Raw genomic sequence first — 17,088 nt, forward strand, 5'->3', positions numbered from 1 at the left:
CCAATCCCTCAGCCGTGCTGCTGCAAAATGTCCCTTAACCGGTCCAGGGCGATGTCGATGTCCAGGGTTTCGATCGCGCCGAACCCCAGGAAAAGCCCGGCCCGCGGCGCTTGCTGGTAAAAAAAGCTGTCCAGTGCATAGAGCCCCACTTCGACTTTTTTTGCCAGTTCGATCACCAATGGCATATCGACAGGCACCTTGCACAGCACCGCCATGTGGAACCCGGCCGTGGTTGGCACCGCTTCAAACCACGGCGAAAGGTCGCCGGCCATGCGCGCCAGGATCCGTTCACGACGCCCGGCGTAAATCGTATGGCAGCGCCTGATGTGCTTGAGCAGACAGCCCTCGGCGATGAATTTGGCGAGCGCCCATTGCGGCAGGGTGGAGGTATGCAGGTCGGTGAGCTGCTTGGCGCGGATCACCGCTTCGAGAATCGCCGGCGGCAATATCGCGTACCCGAGCCGCAGCTCCGGCAGCAAGGTCTTCGAAAAAGTGCCGACGTAGGCGACGATGCCACGCTCATCCAGGCTTTGCAGCGAGTCGGTGGGCCGGCCTTCGTAGCGGAATTCGCTGTCGTAATCGTCTTCGATAATGATCGCCCCCAGCTCATAGGCCCTTGCGAGCAGGGCTTCGCGCCGGGCCTGGCTCATGGGCATGCCCAAAGGGAACTGGTGGGACGGGGTGACGTAAATCAGCCGGGTGCCATCGGGAATGTGCTCGACCTGAATGCCTTGCGCATCCACCGGCACGCCGATCACCGTTGCGCCATGGCTTGCGAACAACAGACGCGCTGGCGGGTAGCCGGGGTCTTCCATGGCGACGAGGCTGCCCGGTTGGGTCAGGACCCGGGAAATCAGGTCCAGCGCCTGTTGCGCGCCGTTGCACACCACCACGTCTTCGTCCTGACAATTGACCCCACGTGAAAACGCAATGTGCCGTGCGATGGCATTGCGCAGCGCCGGCAGGCCTTCGGGCAGGCTATAGAAACCTTTGGAACCGGCCATCTGGCGCAAGGCATGGGAAGTGCAGCGGCGCCAATCGTCCTGCGGAAACTGGCCCTTGCTGGTGGCGCCGCCGATGAACTCGTAACGCAGCGAGCCTTCCAGCGTCGGGTGGCGCAAGAACGTCGGCAGGTTGCGCCAGCGTTCGATGACATCAAAGCTCGCCAGCTCCGAGTGGCTTTGCTTGTGGACGATTTTCGCGGCCCGGGCATTGACGTAAGTGCCTTTGCCGATCACCCCGGTGAGGAAGTTCTCATAGGTCAGTTGCGCATACGTGTCGGAAATGGTCTTGCGCGAGATCCCCAGTTGTTCGGCCAGCAACCGGCTGGGCGGCAGTTGCGTCCCGGCTGTCAGGCGACCGGATTCAATGGCGTCGCGCAGTTGCCGGTACAACTGGCCTGCCAGGTCCTTGCGGCCGTTGATGACAACATGAAGTTCCATACCGGCGGGGCTCCTGGGGCGGTTGAAGCGACTGTGCGTCGCGCCAGATTACCCGTATGAACGGCTGCGCAGAAGTTGCGTGGGCGAAAAACCTGCGATTGGCCTGCTGCCGGGCGGTCCATGGTTTTTTCGACGAATTGGACCTGTGACGCCCGCGGATCAGCCTCTACCTTGGAGTCACCTATCCGATCCACGAGGTCGCCCCATGAACTCCCGTCTGGATTACTACAGCGCATCGCCCAAAGCGATGAAAGCCATGATCGCCATGGAGGCCTTGACCCGCGATCTGAGCATCGAACCGGCCTTGCTGAACCTGATCAAAATCCGCGCCTCGCAGCTCAATGGCTGCGCCTTCTGCACCGACATGCACTCGGTGGACGCGCGCCGCTTCGGTGAGAGCGATCGTCGGCTTTACGCGATCGTGGTCTGGCGCGACAGCAATTTCTTCAATCCTCGGGAGCGAGCTGCCCTGGCCTGGACCGAAGCGGTGACCCTGCTTTCGCAAAGCCACGTGCCGGACGACGTTTACGCTCAGGCCCGGGAGCAGTTCAGCGAAGGTGAACTGGTCGAGCTGACCATGGCTGTCAGCACCATCAACAGCTGGAACCGCCTGGCGGTGAGCTTCCGGCAAACGCCTAGCGGTTAATTCAAGCGCAAACCCTGTGGGAGCGGGCTTGCTCGCGAAGACGGCGGCACAGTCCACATTGATGTCGCCTGACACACCGCTTTCGCGAGCAAGCCCGCTCCCACAGGTTCCGTACCGTGACTGGCCGACATCAGGCGATTTGATCCGGTTTTTGCCCGGCCGTCACATCAAGTTCATAAACAGTCAGCAGGATAAAACGCTCAAGGACAGATCGACAGGGAGTCATCGATGTCATTCATGGAACCCACTGATCGTCAGGGTGTGACCGAGTACCGTTGGCCCGTAGAACAAAACCAATCCTTGCACTCACTGGCCGGAATCGATCCGGTGCTGGTGCAGTCTTTCCGGGTCTGCGCCCGTTGCGGTTGTTTCATGCAAGCGGCCCGCAGCCTCAACATCAAATCGACCCAATTGCGTAAACAACTGGCACAACTTGAAGCGCAACTGCGGCGTTCGCTGTTCAGCCATTCGGGCAATGGCTTTGCCCTCAGTCGTGACGGCTTGCAGCTTCAGGCGCAGTTGATTGCCCTGGCCCGTGAACGCGACTTGCCCGTGATCGAGCAGCCCTTGATTCGCCTGGCCGTCGCCGAGTCGATCCTGCACGACATCCTCGGTCGTGATCTGGTCTCGCTGCTGCGGCGCAACGCCAGTGTGCGTCTGGACATCATTTCCGTGGACAGCGAACTGTCGCTGCGAGCGATCAGCGCCGATGTGGTGGTATGGCTAGCGGGCACCGATTCGCCGTTGCCAGGCCCCAGTTTCGCCATCAGCGAACCCCGGCGTCTGGCACGGCTGGACTATCTGCCGCACATCGCCAAACGGTATTCAAGGGTCGCGGCGCGGCCGGACAGCCTGGGTGACCTGGCCGATTTCATGCTGGTGCAATGGCAGCACGACCGCCACGTCAGCGCTTTTGGGCCGTGGAACAGTCTGGTGGAGCAGCGCCTGGCGGGGGTGGTGCAACTGCATGCCTATGAGCTGATGCTGGAGATGATCCGCTGCAGTGCCTGCATCGGTTTATTGCCGCACTACATGAGCCAATTCGACCGGGGGCTGGTGGCGTTGCCCGGGCTCTTCAAGCAACCGATGCAGCGCCAGGTGTGGATGGCGGTCAATGCCGAGTCCCGGAATGAGAGCGAGGTGCAGGGGATCGTCGAGCTGATCCACAACACCTTCAACGAGCGGCGGGAGTGGTTCGAAAGTTGACGACTAACTAATGTGGGAGCGGGCTTGCTCGCGAAGGCGGTGTGTCAGGCAACATTGATGTCGACTGACACACCGCCTTCGCGAGCAAGCCCGTCCCCATGCCTCCGTGGAACATGGGAACGATCAATTTCTTTGGCTATCCGCTTGGATATCGGCCGGTGTGGCGGTGAAGGCAGGCGGCGCAGCATGACTGTGCACTGTCTGAGCACCAACACCACAACTTGCGAAAAACGCCATCAGGCTGAGTCCTGCGGCGCGAAGCAAACCTTTCATAAAAATTCCCTCATTTCCGAAGGTGACATTCAGTCCGGCGAATAACGTCGTTTCTCTAGTCGAACGTCCAGGTGGCGGTGCGCAACTCCGGTGCTGGATAGTCGATGGGTATGCTTTTTACTCTAGCAGGTGGTTGTCGCGTCAACGGTCTAGCCATGCCGCTCTGCATGCAGCACGCATCTCGGCAACCGGCAAGGGACACAAAACACCGCCACAGCCTGCCATCAAGAGCAAAAGATCGCAGCCTTCGGCAGCTCCTACAGAGATTGGGTACACCCGCTGAATGACGGGTACACACGATCAATGTAGGAGCTGCCGAAGGCTGCGATCTTTTTGACTTTGCTTTCGTCAGGCCCGCGCCCGAATCTGCCGCTCCCACATTTTGATCTCGCCACTCATGGGGATCGCGGTTTAGAGTGACCGGTCACACACCGATCAAGGACGAACACCGCCATGCCCGACCACGACCCCGCCATTCACCTCGAACGCTTCAGCGAATCCCACATCGAGGGCATCACCGCGCTCTACAACGACCCCGCCGTGGCCCGGCAGGTGCTGCAAATGCCTTTTCAGTCCACCGAGGTCTGGCGCCAACGCCTGATGGCGGACAACGAGCGGGCGGTGAAACTGGTGGCGCTGCACCAGGGATCGGTCATCGGCAACATTGGCCTGGAACAGTTTTCGCGGATCCGCCGCAGCCACGCCGGTAGCTTTGGCATGGGTGTCGCCGTGGCGTGGCAGGGCAAGGGTGTCGGTTCGAAATTGCTGGCAGCAGCGCTGGACGTCGCCGACAACTGGATGAACCTGCAACGGGTAGAACTTTCGGTGTACGCCGACAACGAAGCGGCCATCGGCCTGTACCAGAAATTCGGTTTCGAGACCGAAGGCCTGTTCCGCGATTACGCCGTGCGTGACGGTCGGCTGGTCGATACCCTGAGCATGGCGCGCCTGCGTCGCCGGTAAGCAAAAAAATTGAGCGACGAAAATCCTGTAGGAGCGAGGCTTGCCCGCGAAGAATGCTCCGCTTTTTTTCAGGTGTTACGCGTCATCGTTCTTCGCGGGCAAGCCTCGCTCCTACAGGTTCTGCGCGAGTCAGTCGCCCAACGCGAACGCCACCGCCGCCTGCGCATGCAGTTCGGTGGTGTCGAGCAAGGGCAGGGCGCTGTGCTCGGGTTTGATCAACAGGCCGATTTCGGTACAGCCGAGGATGATCGCCTGGGCGCCGCGTTCGGTCAGCGATTCGATCACCCGTTGATAGACCTGGCGTGACGCGTCGCTGATCACCCCGACGCACAACTCGTCATAGATGATCCGGTGAACGGCCTGGCGCTCCTCTGCCTCCGGTACCAACACCGTCAGGCCCTTGGCCGTCAGACGTGCCTTGATAAAGTCTTGCTCCATGGTGAACGCAGTCCCCAGCAAACCCACGCGCAGCGCACCGGCGTCCAATGCCGCTTGACCCGCCGGATCGGCAATGTGCAGGAACGGAATATCAATCGCTGCCTGAATCTGCCCGGCCACTTTGTGCATGGTGTTGGTACACAGCACCACGCACTCGGCGCCACCTGCTTCCAGACGCTGGGCCGCATCCACCAGAATCACCGCCGCATCGTCCCACCGCCCTGCATGCTGGGCCTGTTCGACCGGGCCGAAGTCGACGCTGTACATCAACAGTTTCGCCGAGCGCAACGGCCCGAGGCGATCACGTACCTGCTGGTTGATAAGACGGTAATACTCGGCGCTGGACTCCCAGCTCATGCCGCCGATAAGGCCGATGGTGCGCATTGGATTTCCTCAGGCTATGGCCTGCGTCGATAGGCCAGGCCTGAAGGGAGTTTCCATTTGTTCGATGGCGGACACCAGCGATAAATCAACTGTAATGCTCATCTTTCATTGAAGTGTCATGGTGCTTTTTGAGGCAAGGGGACGACATGATTGCAGCCGGCAGCCAACGTTTGTGCATACCCCACATCTGGCCGCCACGGTTCCAGGTTCCACTGCGGTTTGTCCCTCGCAATCGCCAAATGACAAATCAACTGGTGACGCAGGCCATGGGTGTTTTTCCAATAGCGGCTGTTGGAATAGTCACGGGAAAGTTCGTCCCAAAGGAAGGGTGTCCCTTCCGGTTGTGTCCGCCGCGCACAGGGTGTGGGCGTGATGGAAAACGACCACTGATAGTCCCGATACACCCATTGCGCACTTTCGACATATTTCACACAGCGTTCCGCGGTAAGGATGTAGCTGTCAGGGGGTTCTGTTGCTGTTTGCGCTAAAAGGGGCGAGTTGATACTCAGCATCAAACCGACCCCCGTTAGCGAATGAAAGAGAATGCGCGGAGCATTGCTGAGCGTGCGCCACAGTAGGGTGTTCATTGAGCCATCCCCTGATCTGCGGCGACATAGGTGAAAGTGGCTAGTTTTCGGTTGTAAAGCGTGTTCAGTTGAGTGGCGACGGCAGGGCCATTCAGTGGCTGGACATTATTGATCGTCCCTACTTCACTCGATGGTTTTATATCGACCTGAGTGCAACCCACCATTAGCGCGATTAACAGAACACCGCTTATTTTGTGCATGACAAATCCCTCGTCTATATAAACGCCAAACAGTTTTGGGTGATCGGGCTACGCAGTGGTGTCGCCAAAGGTTAGCCCGCTATAGGGTCAGTCTCAGGAACCATGAAAAAATCAGTTTTTCGGTAGTGTCTGTTCTATGCAGGGTGTAATTGAACATGACCGATCTACCCCGATTTTCTATTATCCATGCCGGCGGCACAGGCAGATTGGTGAAGTCGGGTTGTGTGATAGTGACTTCATCGCCATAGCGAGTGGTGATACCGAACAGGGCCATACGCACAGTGTAAGTAGCTTCCAGCGTTGGGTAGTAAGCCCTGAGATTGGTTTTGTCCGCATTAAGCGTCGGTTCCGGTAGATGATGTTTTTGCGCGGTGACCGTGATACGCAGGTTTTCGGAGGGTAGATTCTCGGTGGTACCTGGTAGCCTCACGGTGTAACTGATCTGCGCACCGCTACTGATGCAATCAACCACTTCCTGCCTGGGCACCAGAAATCTCAGTTCCTCTCCGGCATAGGCAACGGTTCGAATCTCGCTGCCATAAGTCGAATTGCGCCCGAGCCAATAGACTTTGACAGTTTGCCCGGGGGCGGAGCCGGTATAGGCGACCTTGACCGTGGCGAACTTGGTCTCATAAAAATCCCGTTCAAAGTTCAATCGAGTGCCGTCGAGTTCCAAGGCTTCCAACACTTCGGGCGCTTTTAGATCCAGAACGGGTTTTTGGATGTGCACATCGATATAAGTGGTTTTTGACCAGATTGCGAGTGGGCCTGAGTTGTTGCCGATCTGGTCTCTCACTCGAAAGCGCATGGCAAATCGGGGGTTGTCACCTTTCTGAAACGCATCGGCGAACAGCTTCAGAACGATGGTGTCGGCTCCGGCCTGGGCAGCCGTGACGGTGTGCAGGATTTCGTGGCCGTCACAATCGAGGGTAATGACGTCGTGTTCGCGCATGTAGCTATAGGTCAGCGTGACATCTACCCCTTGCGCGGCGCGAGCGGCATCCACTCCATTGGCGATGACATCTGCCGGAAGCGTCATCAGCAGATAGGGGTTGTCTCCCGAGCCTGTCACCTCGCCGCCAGGACGCGGGGTATTGAAGAGTACGACGCGTGGCAGAGAGGTTTCTTCTGGCTGGCTGATCCGCTTCACCCTCAGGCGCAGACGGTTAATGCCATTGCGCAGAAGTCCGCCGGGTACGTTCAGAATGAATCGTTGCGGATCATCATCTTCATCCGGCTGAATGGTTTTGCCGTCTATCGCCGTCTCTGATTCATTCAGCAGTAAATCCGCCCTGTCACCTTCCGAAAAATTAAACCAAGGGTCGATCCAGACGGGCATCAGTCCATTTACGATGAGCGCTAGTCCGATGCCGCCTTCAGGGTTTTCGGGATGGATAACCGGTTGTTTCCAGCCGGGGATGATCACTTTGTCGATTGCGAAAAGACTGTTATCAACGCTCGCACTGTTCATTCCGCCTATCGGATTCGCAGGCTGGGTAAACGGAGGAGTCAATCCGTAAACGATCATTTTTTTGATGGTCACATAATTGGTTACCCGGCATTTGTTGCGATCGTTCCCACTGTTCATGATGTGCGCTCCTGACTGTACGGATTGAATGTTTTACTCCCGCGTTGGGCAGTGTTATCAAACACCCCGGATATGGATGTTGGCTACTGTCAGATCTGACAGGTGCTCCCCTGAAAAGCAGGTAAAACACGACCATTCGTCGCGTTCATCTGCCCAGGCTCTGTAGCCGTTCGCACCTTTGCCGTACGCGAGCTGTCGGCATCTGCCATGATCGACATTCGCAACATCGCTTCAACCAAAAGGAACACCGCAATGGACGATGTACAGCAACTGGGCGAGATGCTTCGCCACTATGCAGATAGCGAAGCGCACAAGAAGCAACTGTTTGAGTCGCAATCGGCCGTGTGGGCGACGCGCATTGGTGAGTTGTTCGATCAGATCCAGCAGTGGCTGGCTCCGGTCCTGACGCCAAATCTGTTGGAAGTGAGCCGCGAGGCGTATGTCGCGTCCGGGCCGAGCGTGCCGCTCGAGACGTCGCCGTTCAAGACCGAGAAACTGTCTATTGTGATTGCCGGGAAACCGGTGGAGTTCGTGCCGGACGTGATGGGCGCGGGTGGGCAGATTTCCCTGGCAGTGATGGGCTTGACCGCCGCGCGTTATGGCAGCATTTCGCTGGTGTGCCTGCCGCCCTCCAGCAATTGGCAATGGCGCAAGACCAATGGCTTGAAAGATCCGGACACCTTTGCCTTCGATGCGAACTTCCTGGCGCAGCAACTGCAGAGCCTGATTCCCCGCGAGCGCGGCTGAATTTTCGTGACCAGCACATAACCACTGTGGGAGCGGGCTTGCTCGCGAAGAGGGAGTGTCAGTCGGCATCAATGTTGCCTGACACACCGCCTTCGCGAGCAAGCCCGCTCCCACAGTGGATGGGGTGTGTATCAAATTTCGAGGTTGCCCCAACCCGGCTTCACCTCTTCCGGCGCCACCGCTTTCACAGTCTTACCCGTCGCCAATTCCACCCGCCGCGCCACCTCGGGATCATCGGCGAACGGAATCAGGCTGGCATCGTCCAGGCTCTCGGCCGTCTGCTGTTTCAGGCAGTACTCGACCGCCAGCCAAAGCCCCAGAACACCCAATAGATTCAACCCCATCTCGATCATGTCAGGCTCCTTGCCTCAGGCAATCTGCGCTTCAAGTTCAGCCATCCTCACGTCCGCCACCCGCACCGTGCGCCAGGTGTTGTAGGCCATCAGCAACATGCCGCTAAGGAAGAACACCCCGCCGACGAAGCGCACCACAAACCCCGGATGACTGGCCTGCAAGGCTTCGACGAAGGAGTAGGTCAGCGTGCCGTCGTCGTTGATCGCGCGCCACATCAAACCCTGGGTGATGCCGTTGACCCACATCGAGGCGATGTACAGCACGGTGCCGATGGTCGCCAGCCAGAAGTGTGCGTTGATCAGGCCGATGCTGTGCATCTGTGGGCGGCCGAAGACTTTCGGGACCATGTGGTAGACGGCGCCGAAGGTGATCATCGCCACCCAGCCCAGGGCTCCGGCGTGAACGTGGCCGATGGTCCAGTCGGTGTAGTGGGAGAGGGCGTTCACCGTCTTGATCGCCATCATCGGCCCTTCAAACGTCGACATGCCGTAGAAGGCCAGGGACAGCACCAGAAAGCGCAGGATCGGGTCGCTGCGCAACTTATGCCAGGCGCCCGACAGGGTCATCATGCCGTTGATCATGCCTCCCCAACTCGGCGCCAACAGGATCAGCGACATCGCCATGCCCAGCGACTGCGCCCAATCCGGCAGCGCGGTGTAGTGCAAGTGGTGGGGACCTGCCCAGATGTACAGGGTGATCAGTGCCCAGAAATGCACGATCGACAACCGATAGGAATACACCGGCCGATTGACCTGTTTCGGCACGAAGTAATACATCATTCCGAGGAAGCCGGTAGTCAGGAAGAACCCCACCGCGTTGTGCCCGTACCACCATTGCACCATGGCGTCGGTGGCCCCGGAATACACCGGATACGACTTGAACCAGTCCACCGGAATCGACAGGTGATTGACCACGTGCAGCATGGCGATCACCACAATGAACGCGCCGAAAAACCAGTTGCCGACGTAGATGTGTTTGGTCTTGCGTTGCACCACAGTGGTGAAGAACACGATGGCGTAAGCGACCCAGACCACCGTCATCCACACCGCGCCGGAGAATTCGATCTCGGCGTATTCCTTGGTGGTGGTGTAGCCCAGCGGCAGGGTGATCAGCATCACCACAATCACCGATTGCCAGCCCCAGAAGGTGAAGGCGGCGAGCTTGTCGGAATACAGCCGCACTTGGCAGGTACGCTGCACCGCATAGTAACTGGCGGCGAATTGCGCGCTGCCGGCAAAACCGAAAATCACCAGGCTGGTGTGCAGCGGACGCAAGCGGCCGAAGGTGGTCCACGGCAGGTCGAGGTTCATCTCGGGCCATACCAGTTGCGAGGCGATCCACACCCCCATCGCCATCCCGACAACGCCCCAGACGATGGTTGCCACGACGAATTGGCGAACGACCTTGTAGTTATAGGCCTGTCCGATTGTTGCTGTGCTCATGGTCAATTCTTCCACGGTTGCAAAGTCTTGCCAGGCCACCCGGTCTGGCATGCATGAACTGTAGAAACCCTGCCGCAAACAAAACAGACTCAGAAAAACCGGGTTTATGCGGATCAGATGCGATGCGGGCCTGCGGCCATAGGCCGCGCCCTGATACGGTTTTTTAGTGTTTAGCTGAATCTGTAACGTGCTGCGCTGCAGGTGCATAGTCGCCACCTCAAGAACGAGCCGCAGAGCCTGATGCCGACCAGTTAAGGAATTGAACACCGCAATCCTTGTGGGAGCGGGCTTGCTCGCGAAGACGGAGTGTCAGTCACCGGTGATGTTGCATGTGACGGCCTCTTCGCGAGCAAGTCCGCTCCCACAGGTTCTGCGCCTGACTGACTGGCATTAGCCGCAGAGCCCGATAATCCTGATGAGGTGGCAGCCACATGTATCAATACGATGACTATGACCGGGCCCTGGTGTTCGAGCGTGTTGCGCAGTTTCGCGATCAGGTCGAACGTTTCATGGCCGGGGAGTTGAGTGAAGAAGAGTTCCTGCCCCTGCGCCTGCAGAACGGCCTGTACATGCAAAAACATGCCTACATGCTGCGCGTGGCAATTCCTTACGGCACGCTGAGCGCCAAGCAAATGCGCATTCTGGCGAGCATTGCGCGGGACTACGATCGTGGCTACGGCCACTTCACCACCCGGCAGAACATGCAGTTCAACTGGATCGAACTGGCCCAGGTGCCGGACATTCTCGAACGTCTGGCCGAAGTGGAAATGCACGCGATCCAGACCTCCGGCAACTGCGTGCGCAACATCACCACCGAAGCATTCGCCGGCGTCGCGGCGGACGAGTTGATGGACCCGCGCCCACTGGCAGAGATCCTGCGGCAATGGTCGACCATCAACCCGGAGTTCCTGTTCCTGCCGCGCAAGTTCAAGATCGCCATCTGCTCGGCGAAGCAGGACCGCGCGGCGATCATGATGCATGACATCGGCCTCTATCTTTATCGCGATGACAGCGGGCAAATGCTCTTGCGGGTGATCGTGGGTGGCGGCTTGGGGCGTACGCCGATTCTCGGTTTGCAGATCCGCGAAGGCTTGCCGTGGCAGCACCTGCTGTCCTACGTCGAAGCGGTGCTGCGGGTCTATAACCGCCACGGGCGGCGCGATAACAAATACAAGGCGCGGATCAAGATTCTGGTAAAGGCTTTGGGTATCGAAGCGTTCGCCAAGGAAGTGGAGGAGGAGTGGCAATACCTCAAGGACGGTCCGGCGCAGTTGACCGATGTCGAGTATGAGCGTGTCGCCAGTGCCTTCGTGCCGCCCGATTACCGTTCACTGGCCGGCACCGACCTGGATTTCGGCACGCGCCTGGCCGAGAACCCGGCCTTCGCCCGTTGGGTGACGCGCAACGTTCAACCGCACAAGGTGCCGGGATACGCCAGCGTGGTGCTGTCGACCAAACCGGGCATCGCCGCGCCACCGGGGGATGTCACGGCCGAGCAAATGGAGGCGGTGGCCCAGTGGTCCGAACAGTTCGGCTTCGGCGAAATTCGCATCGCCCATGAACAGAACATCGTCCTGCCAGATGTACCCAAGGCCGACCTTTACGCTCTGTGGTGCCTGGCCTGCGAGCAAGGCCTGGGATGCGCCAACATCGGCTTGTTGACCGACATCATCGCCTGCCCCGGCGGCGACTTCTGCGCGTTGGCCAACGCCAAATCCATTCCCGTCGCACAAGCGATACAGGCGCGATTCGAGGACCTGGATTACCTGCATGACCTGGGCGACATCAGTCTGAATATCTCCGGTTGCATGAACGCCTGCGGCCACCACCACATCGGCAACATCGGCATTCTTGGCGTCGATAAGAACGGCAGCGAGTGGTACCAGATCACCCTTGGCGGCGCCCAGGGCAAGAATAGCGCGTTGGGCAAAGTCATCGGCCCGTCCTTCAGCGCCGCCGAAGTGCCCGCGGTGATCGAGCGGATCATCGCTACATTTGTCCGCTACCGCGAGAGCGAGGAACTGTTCGTCGATACCTTGGCGCGCATCGGTCTGGAGCCGTTCAAGGAACGGGTTTACCCGAAAATGCTGGAGGTGTCGGCATGAATAATCTGCTGCGTTTGCAAGAGGGCGATGCCGAGTGGGTGCGCGATGATCCGTGGCAGTTGATTCGTGAAGCAACGGATGAGTTGCCGGCCGGACCGCTGATACTGCCGTTACCCCAGTGGCTGGCACTTAATGCCGACAGGACATCAGCGCTCGAAGGCGTCTGGCTGGGGCCTAACGAGGAAGTGACAAACCTGACCCCGTGGTTTCCCGACCTGCCGCTGATTGCCCTCGACTTCCCGAGTTTTCGCGACGGCCGCGCCTACAGCCAGGCCTATCTGCTGCGTACGCGTTTCGGTTGGCAAGGCGAATTGCGCGCGATTGGTGATGTGCTGCGCGATCAACTCAGCCACATGCGCCAATGCGGTTTCGACAGTTTCGCCGTGCGCGAAGATAAATCCGCTGAAGATGCGCTGAAGGGATTGGCGGGGATGAGCGTGTTGTACGGGCGCTCGGTGATTGAGCCGCGACCGTTGTTTCGGCGGCGCTGAAGCTTTCCCGGCTCAAATCCCAGTCAGTTAGCGCAACCCCTGTGGGAGCGGGCTTACATCGCGAAAGCTGACTGACATTCAACATTGATGTCGACTGATACACCGCTTTCGCGAGCAAGCCCGCTCCCACAAGGATCTTCTGTGTACGGGGATTTTTGCTTGGGCCAATGATGGCATTTTGATAGAGTCCGCGCCTCATAGGGAGTCAGCAAAGAAAGGAGTCTGGTTTGAGCGTGGGCAAGAAGATTTTAGGGCTTTTCGCGTTGCTGCTGATGGCGGCCCTGTGGGGCAGTTACTTTTATGTGTTCAAAGAGAACCGTACCGGCCAGCTCGGGGAGACCTTCAGCAGCTACGCCTGGTGTGGCACGCCACCGGCCAGCGATGCCACAGGCTCGGGCAGGGATCGACTGTCGCTGCACATCACCAACAACGTTCATGGCGAGTTCATGCTCTCGGGCGCGGTGATCGTCTCCGAGCGAACCTTTGATCGCTATGACCTGGGCCGCAACGAACTGCGGCTGCGCATGGAACCCCTGCAGTGGTCCTACGGCATGGCGCCGATTCTCATGGAGCAGGTCAGGATCAAGCCCCTGAGCCGCAACCTGTCTTCGACCGATAAAAGTGCCTTCGCGGAACTTGAGTCCAGACCCATCGGGGTCTTGGGGCGGTCGACGGACTTTCCGTTCGACACCTATCGCTACGGCTACAAACCGGTGCTGTACATCCTCAAGGGCAATGAGCGCATTGACCTGAAATTCAGGCACATCACCACTGGCATGGAGATGTCGAACACCTTCACGCCGATCCAGAAGTACAACCGTGTCGAGTACATCAACGAGAAAAACTCGTTGATTCGCGAGGAGGATTACAAGCCCTACGGCGCCAACGAATGCGCGTTCAGTGTCGAGCGCAAGGGCTCGTTCAAGGTGATTGTGCTGCTATTGTTGCTGGTGATGTGCCTGCCGCTGCTGCACGTGTTTTATCGCGATGAGCCGGGCATCGATTTTCTCGCGACGCTGGTGAGTATTGGTGCGATCCGGGTGTTTCTGGTGGGGCCGTTGAACGACTTCCAGCTGTACAGCATCGACTTCCTGTTCGCGGCGGTGATCATCCTGGTGGGCACGGTCTCGCTGATCAAGGCGATGCGCGCCAATAGTCGGCGGGAATTGGCGGCGAAAAGCGGATCTTCGTGGTGATTGACCAGGTTTTTCCAATGAGGTTTTGTGTTGTTTGAGCTGATGTCTTCGCGGGCAAGCCTCGCTCCTACAAGGGTTTTGGTTCATACAACCCGGACTTGTAGGAGCGAGGCTTGCCCGCGAAGGGGCCTTTGAATATGGCCGCGATCACTTCAGCAATAGATGAATATTGTGCTTTTTGATAACAAAGTGCCGAGCATTGGCTATACCTGTAATTCCCGTATTCAATATTGTTGCCCGGCCTTCTGACAGGAGTTACAGCATGAAGCTTGCGTTACTGATGAGCACACTGTGCATCGCCTCGATCGGGGTGGTGGGTTGCTCGAGCAAAGTCGTCGAGCCGGACCAGTATTCCGGTTTTCTCAAGAACTACAGTCAGCTCAGGGAAGCCAAGTCGCCATCGGGCGCTGTGGTAATGCGCTGGATGGACCCCAAGCTTGATATCAACAAATTCACCAGTGTCTACATCGAGCCGACGCAGCTCTACCCCAAACCGCAACCGACGGTGAAAATTCCTCAGACCACACTGAACGGCATCACCAGCTACTACGATCAAGCACTTAAACGCGAAATAGGCAAATCCCTGCCATTGGCCACCGGTCCCGGCCCTGGCGTGATGGTGGTGCGTGCGGCGATCACCTCTGTTACCAGCAAGACCGAAAGCCTCCAGCCTTATGAAGTGATCCCGATCGCCCTGGTAGCGGCGGCAGTCAGTACAGCCAGCGGCATTCGCGACCAGGAAACCAATCTGGCCACCGAAGCGGTATTTCTCGATGGTGGCAACAACAAAGTCGTGGCCCAAGTGGTGCGCAAGGGCATTGGCAAACCGCTGGAAAACTCAGATCAGGTGATGAAGGCCGGTGACGTGAAAAACGTGATCGATGGCTGGGCATCGGATATGCATCAGTCGTATCTGAAACTCAAGTCCAAGTCCAAGTAATGCGGCGGGGCTGAGGGGCTCTTCGCGAGCAAGCCCGCTCCCACATTGATTCTGTTTCGATCACAGATTTTGTGTACACCAGAGATCAAATGTGGGAGCGGGCTTGCTCGCGAAAGCGGTCTCCGGGTACCACTAATTCCCCCCGCAATCCCGATACCGAGCTGCCGAAGGCTGCGATCTTTTGATCTTGCTCTTTCCCAGGGCCGCTAAAACAAGATCAAAAGATCGCAGCCTTCGGCAGCTCCTACGACGCATCAAGCGGCATCAGGTGCATCAGTTTTGCTTCAGTGCTGCTTCACCTGCGCACGCACTCGTTCTTCCTGCTCGCGCAACTGCGGTGTGAACTCGGCCCCGAAGTCTTCGGCCTCGTACACCTGGCGAATCTCGATCTCGGCCTCTGTACCCGGCATCGGGTTGGGGCAGCGCTTGACCCACTCGATCGCTTCCTCTTTCGACTTCACCTGCCACAACCAATAGCCAGCGATCAGCTCCTTGGTTTCAGCGAACGGGCCGTTGATCACCGTACGCTCGTCACCCGAAAAACGTACGCGGGCGCCTTTACTGCTGGGCTGCAGGCCGTCGCAATCGATGAGGATGCCGGCCTTGGCCAGTTCCTCGTTGAAATTGCCCATCGCGGCCATCAGTTCTTCGCTGGGCATCACACCAGCCTCGGAATCCGGGCTGGCTTTCACAATGATCATGAATCGCATGGTTTTGTCTCCGCTGGATGTGAGTGACTCACTGTTTAGTCGAATGGCCATGGGCCAAATCGACAATGCGGCCCAAGGAAAATCACTACAAACCTTCTGCCCCTATCTCCTACGGGGGATAGGTAGGATTTTAGCGTGATGGTAGTCTGCCAATCCCCTGGCCGATGGGATGCCATCATTCATGCCCGTTCTGGAACTCACCACCCTGATCCCCAACCGCACACCCAAGCAAGTACTCGACTTTTGCCTGGAAGGCGTCAACTTCCCGAAGATCTTCCCCGAACGGGTCACGCCGCAGGGTGATATCGACCTGAACAACTTGCGCATCGAAGCCGGTCGCCAGTTTCGCTTTCGGCACTGGATGTTCAACTTGATCCCGTCGAGCTGGACGGTGGTGATCCGCGAGGTGGGAGAGCACCATTTCATCGATGAAATGCTCGAGGGGCCAATGGCTGCCTTTCGTCATGAACATCGGGTGGCGGCGGGTGAGGGCGGTACGCTGTACACCGACCGTGTGACCTATGCGGCCATTGGTGGCGCGCCGTTGGAGTGGCTGGTGGTCAATGCCTACATGCGGCGGATTTTTCAAGCGCGGCATCGCAATATGTTGCGTTTGCTGGGCTGACATCTATCTGTAGGAGCGAGGCTTGCCCGCGAAGGCGGTGTGTCAGGCAACATTGATGCAACTGACAGTCCCTCTTCGCGGGCAAGCCTCGCTCCTACAGAGGGTTGTGTTGTTTGTGAGGTTCGGCAACACAATTTGCTTTGTATTGGGCATAGGTCGCCAGACCATTTCGTGGTTAACTTCGGCCTCGTCAAAATTCTCTACACCAACGTTCAGAAGGACTCCGTTCATGGCTCAAGTCACTCTTAAAGGCAACCCGGTTCAAGTCAACGGCCAATTGCCACAAGCCGGCTCCCAGGCGCCAGCCTTTTCCCTGGTTGCCGGCAATCTGTCGGATGTTTCCCTGAAGGATTTCGCCGGCAAGCGCAAAGTGCTGAACATCTTCCCAAGCATCGACACCCCGACCTGCGCCACTTCGGTTCGCAAGTTCAACGCCCAGGCCAACGACGTCGCCAACACCGTCGTGCTGTGCATCTCCGCTGACCTGCCGTTCGCCCAGGCTCGTTTCTGCGGTGCCGAAGGTCTGGAAAACGTGCAAAACCTGTCGACCCTGCGCGGTGCCGAGTTCATCGAGAACTACGGCGTGGCGATTGCCGATGGCCCACTCAAAGGCCTGACCGCCCGTGCCGTTGTGGTGCTGGACGAAAATGACAAGGTTCTGCACAGCGAACTGGTCAGCGAAATCGGTCAAGAACCGAACTACGACGCAGCGCTCGCCGTTCTGAAATAAGCGAAGTTTTACAATTGTTAA

General features: G+C 58.2%; 17 protein-coding genes. 10 read left to right on the forward strand and 7 right to left on the reverse strand.

Annotation, left to right across the window (positions count from 1 at the left end):
* Positions 1 to 8: 8 nt before the first annotated feature.
* Positions 9 to 1,442 carry a PLP-dependent aminotransferase family protein gene (locus ACIPLA_RS04160; protein ID WP_401171698.1) on the reverse strand — a complete coding sequence of 478 codons (1,434 nt, stop codon included), beginning with the start codon at positions 1,440 to 1,442 and terminating at the stop codon, positions 9 to 11.
* A gap of 205 nt (positions 1,443 to 1,647) precedes the next feature.
* Here ACIPLA_RS04160 and ACIPLA_RS04165 point away from each other — a divergent pair, with 205 nt between their 5' ends.
* The 3 genes from ACIPLA_RS04165 to ACIPLA_RS04175 all read left to right on the forward strand — a co-directional run bounded on the left by ACIPLA_RS04165 (position 1,648) and on the right by ACIPLA_RS04175 (position 4,530).
* Positions 1,648 to 2,088, forward strand: coding sequence for a carboxymuconolactone decarboxylase family protein (locus ACIPLA_RS04165; RefSeq protein ID WP_218394700.1), 441 nt, complete (start codon positions 1,648 to 1,650; stop codon positions 2,086 to 2,088).
* A 228-nt stretch (positions 2,089 to 2,316) separates the two neighbouring features.
* On the forward strand, positions 2,317 to 3,294 hold the full coding sequence (locus ACIPLA_RS04170; protein WP_401171702.1) for a LysR substrate-binding domain-containing protein: 978 nt from the start codon (positions 2,317 to 2,319) through the stop codon (positions 3,292 to 3,294).
* A 726-nt stretch (positions 3,295 to 4,020) separates the two neighbouring features.
* The gene (locus ACIPLA_RS04175; protein ID WP_218394702.1) at positions 4,021 to 4,530 is read left to right on the forward strand and encodes a GNAT family N-acetyltransferase; all 510 of its coding nucleotides are present in this window, start codon (positions 4,021 to 4,023) and stop codon (positions 4,528 to 4,530) included.
* A 129-nt stretch (positions 4,531 to 4,659) separates the two neighbouring features.
* On the opposite strand, the gene ACIPLA_RS04180 is transcribed toward ACIPLA_RS04175, so the two are convergent.
* From ACIPLA_RS04180 to ACIPLA_RS04190, 3 genes are all read right to left on the reverse strand, one after another.
* The gene (locus tag ACIPLA_RS04180) at positions 4,660 to 5,352 is read right to left on the reverse strand and encodes an aspartate/glutamate racemase family protein (RefSeq protein ID WP_218394703.1); all 693 of its coding nucleotides are present in this window, start codon (positions 5,350 to 5,352) and stop codon (positions 4,660 to 4,662) included.
* A 116-nt stretch (positions 5,353 to 5,468) separates the two neighbouring features.
* On the reverse strand, positions 5,469 to 5,939 hold the full coding sequence (locus ACIPLA_RS04185; RefSeq protein WP_401171706.1) for a DUF2599 domain-containing protein: 471 nt from the start codon (positions 5,937 to 5,939) through the stop codon (positions 5,469 to 5,471).
* A 279-nt stretch (positions 5,940 to 6,218) separates the two neighbouring features.
* Positions 6,219 to 7,727, reverse strand: coding sequence for a hypothetical protein (locus ACIPLA_RS04190; RefSeq protein WP_401171708.1), 1,509 nt, complete (start codon positions 7,725 to 7,727; stop codon positions 6,219 to 6,221).
* A gap of 252 nt (positions 7,728 to 7,979) precedes the next feature.
* On the opposite strand from ACIPLA_RS04190, the gene ACIPLA_RS04195 reads away from it, so the two are divergent.
* Positions 7,980 to 8,474 carry a hypothetical protein gene (locus tag ACIPLA_RS04195; protein ID WP_401171711.1) on the forward strand — a complete coding sequence of 165 codons (495 nt, stop codon included), beginning with the start codon at positions 7,980 to 7,982 and terminating at the stop codon, positions 8,472 to 8,474.
* Positions 8,475 to 8,605: 131 nt separating this feature from the next.
* On the opposite strand, the gene ACIPLA_RS04200 is transcribed toward ACIPLA_RS04195, so the two are convergent.
* Together ACIPLA_RS04200 and ccoN are read right to left on the reverse strand one after the other, a co-directional pair.
* Complete coding sequence (locus tag ACIPLA_RS04200; RefSeq protein WP_218394708.1) at positions 8,606 to 8,827, reverse strand: cbb3-type cytochrome c oxidase subunit 3; 222 nt, start codon at positions 8,825 to 8,827, stop codon at positions 8,606 to 8,608.
* Between the two features lie 15 nt (positions 8,828 to 8,842).
* Positions 8,843 to 10,270, reverse strand: a complete 1,428-nt coding sequence (gene ccoN, locus ACIPLA_RS04205; RefSeq protein WP_401171714.1) for a cytochrome-c oxidase, cbb3-type subunit I — start codon at positions 10,268 to 10,270, stop codon at positions 8,843 to 8,845.
* Between the two features lie 431 nt (positions 10,271 to 10,701).
* On the opposite strand from ccoN, the gene ACIPLA_RS04210 reads away from it, so the two are divergent.
* The 4 genes from ACIPLA_RS04210 to ACIPLA_RS04225 all read left to right on the forward strand — a co-directional run bounded on the left by ACIPLA_RS04210 (position 10,702) and on the right by ACIPLA_RS04225 (position 15,002).
* Positions 10,702 to 12,375, forward strand: coding sequence for a nitrite/sulfite reductase (locus ACIPLA_RS04210; RefSeq protein ID WP_218394710.1), 1,674 nt, complete (start codon positions 10,702 to 10,704; stop codon positions 12,373 to 12,375).
* On the forward strand, positions 12,372 to 12,866 hold the full coding sequence (locus tag ACIPLA_RS04215) for a DUF934 domain-containing protein (protein ID WP_401171718.1): 495 nt from the start codon (positions 12,372 to 12,374) through the stop codon (positions 12,864 to 12,866). Before ACIPLA_RS04210 ends, ACIPLA_RS04215 begins: the two co-directional genes overlap by 4 nt.
* A gap of 227 nt (positions 12,867 to 13,093) precedes the next feature.
* Positions 13,094 to 14,062 carry a hypothetical protein gene (locus tag ACIPLA_RS04220; RefSeq protein ID WP_401171721.1) on the forward strand — a complete coding sequence of 323 codons (969 nt, stop codon included), beginning with the start codon at positions 13,094 to 13,096 and terminating at the stop codon, positions 14,060 to 14,062.
* A gap of 262 nt (positions 14,063 to 14,324) precedes the next feature.
* A complete protein-coding gene (locus ACIPLA_RS04225; RefSeq protein ID WP_401171724.1) occupies positions 14,325 to 15,002 on the forward strand; it encodes a DUF3313 domain-containing protein in 678 nt (225 codons plus the stop codon).
* 284 nt (positions 15,003 to 15,286) lie between these two features.
* Here ACIPLA_RS04225 and ACIPLA_RS04230 read toward each other — a convergent pair whose 3' ends face one another.
* The gene (locus ACIPLA_RS04230) at positions 15,287 to 15,712 is read right to left on the reverse strand and encodes a YciI family protein (RefSeq protein ID WP_401171727.1); all 426 of its coding nucleotides are present in this window, start codon (positions 15,710 to 15,712) and stop codon (positions 15,287 to 15,289) included.
* Positions 15,713 to 15,893: 181 nt separating this feature from the next.
* On the opposite strand from ACIPLA_RS04230, the gene ACIPLA_RS04235 reads away from it, so the two are divergent.
* Positions 15,894 to 16,337, forward strand: a complete 444-nt coding sequence (locus tag ACIPLA_RS04235; protein ID WP_401171729.1) for a polyketide cyclase — start codon at positions 15,894 to 15,896, stop codon at positions 16,335 to 16,337.
* Between the two features lie 229 nt (positions 16,338 to 16,566).
* Positions 16,567 to 17,067 carry a thiol peroxidase gene (gene tpx / locus ACIPLA_RS04240; protein ID WP_192342883.1) on the forward strand — a complete coding sequence of 167 codons (501 nt, stop codon included), beginning with the start codon at positions 16,567 to 16,569 and terminating at the stop codon, positions 17,065 to 17,067.
* The last annotated feature ends 21 nt before the right edge of the window (positions 17,068 to 17,088 follow it).

Origin of the sequence: Pseudomonas sp. NPDC086112 (genome assembly GCF_044746425.1) — a bacterium.
Lineage (GTDB): Bacteria > Pseudomonadota > Gammaproteobacteria > Pseudomonadales > Pseudomonadaceae > Aquipseudomonas.

Excerpts from the sequence above, each read along its gene's own strand:
- ACIPLA_RS04160 (WP_401171698.1), bottom strand. The coding sequence starts at position 1,442 with ATGGAACTTCATGTTGTCATCAACGGCCGCAAGGACCTGGCAGGCCAG.
- ACIPLA_RS04165 (WP_218394700.1), top strand. The coding sequence starts at position 1,648 with ATGAACTCCCGTCTGGATTACTACAGCGCATCGCCCAAAGCGATGAAA.
- ACIPLA_RS04170 (WP_401171702.1), top strand. The coding sequence starts at position 2,317 with ATGTCATTCATGGAACCCACTGATCGTCAGGGTGTGACCGAGTACCGT.
- ACIPLA_RS04175 (WP_218394702.1), top strand. The coding sequence starts at position 4,021 with ATGCCCGACCACGACCCCGCCATTCACCTCGAACGCTTCAGCGAATCC.
- ACIPLA_RS04180 (WP_218394703.1), bottom strand. The coding sequence starts at position 5,352 with ATGCGCACCATCGGCCTTATCGGCGGCATGAGCTGGGAGTCCAGCGCC.
- ACIPLA_RS04185 (WP_401171706.1), bottom strand. The coding sequence starts at position 5,939 with ATGAACACCCTACTGTGGCGCACGCTCAGCAATGCTCCGCGCATTCTC.
- ACIPLA_RS04190 (WP_401171708.1), bottom strand. The coding sequence starts at position 7,727 with ATGAACAGTGGGAACGATCGCAACAAATGCCGGGTAACCAATTATGTG.
- ACIPLA_RS04195 (WP_401171711.1), top strand. The coding sequence starts at position 7,980 with ATGGACGATGTACAGCAACTGGGCGAGATGCTTCGCCACTATGCAGAT.
- ACIPLA_RS04200 (WP_218394708.1), bottom strand. The coding sequence starts at position 8,827 with ATGATCGAGATGGGGTTGAATCTATTGGGTGTTCTGGGGCTTTGGCTG.
- ccoN (WP_401171714.1), bottom strand. The coding sequence starts at position 10,270 with ATGAGCACAGCAACAATCGGACAGGCCTATAACTACAAGGTCGTTCGC.
- ACIPLA_RS04210 (WP_218394710.1), top strand. The coding sequence starts at position 10,702 with ATGTATCAATACGATGACTATGACCGGGCCCTGGTGTTCGAGCGTGTT.
- ACIPLA_RS04215 (WP_401171718.1), top strand. The coding sequence starts at position 12,372 with ATGAATAATCTGCTGCGTTTGCAAGAGGGCGATGCCGAGTGGGTGCGC.
- ACIPLA_RS04225 (WP_401171724.1), top strand. The coding sequence starts at position 14,325 with ATGAAGCTTGCGTTACTGATGAGCACACTGTGCATCGCCTCGATCGGG.
- ACIPLA_RS04230 (WP_401171727.1), bottom strand. The coding sequence starts at position 15,712 with ATGCGATTCATGATCATTGTGAAAGCCAGCCCGGATTCCGAGGCTGGT.
- ACIPLA_RS04235 (WP_401171729.1), top strand. The coding sequence starts at position 15,894 with ATGCCCGTTCTGGAACTCACCACCCTGATCCCCAACCGCACACCCAAG.
- tpx (WP_192342883.1), top strand. The coding sequence starts at position 16,567 with ATGGCTCAAGTCACTCTTAAAGGCAACCCGGTTCAAGTCAACGGCCAA.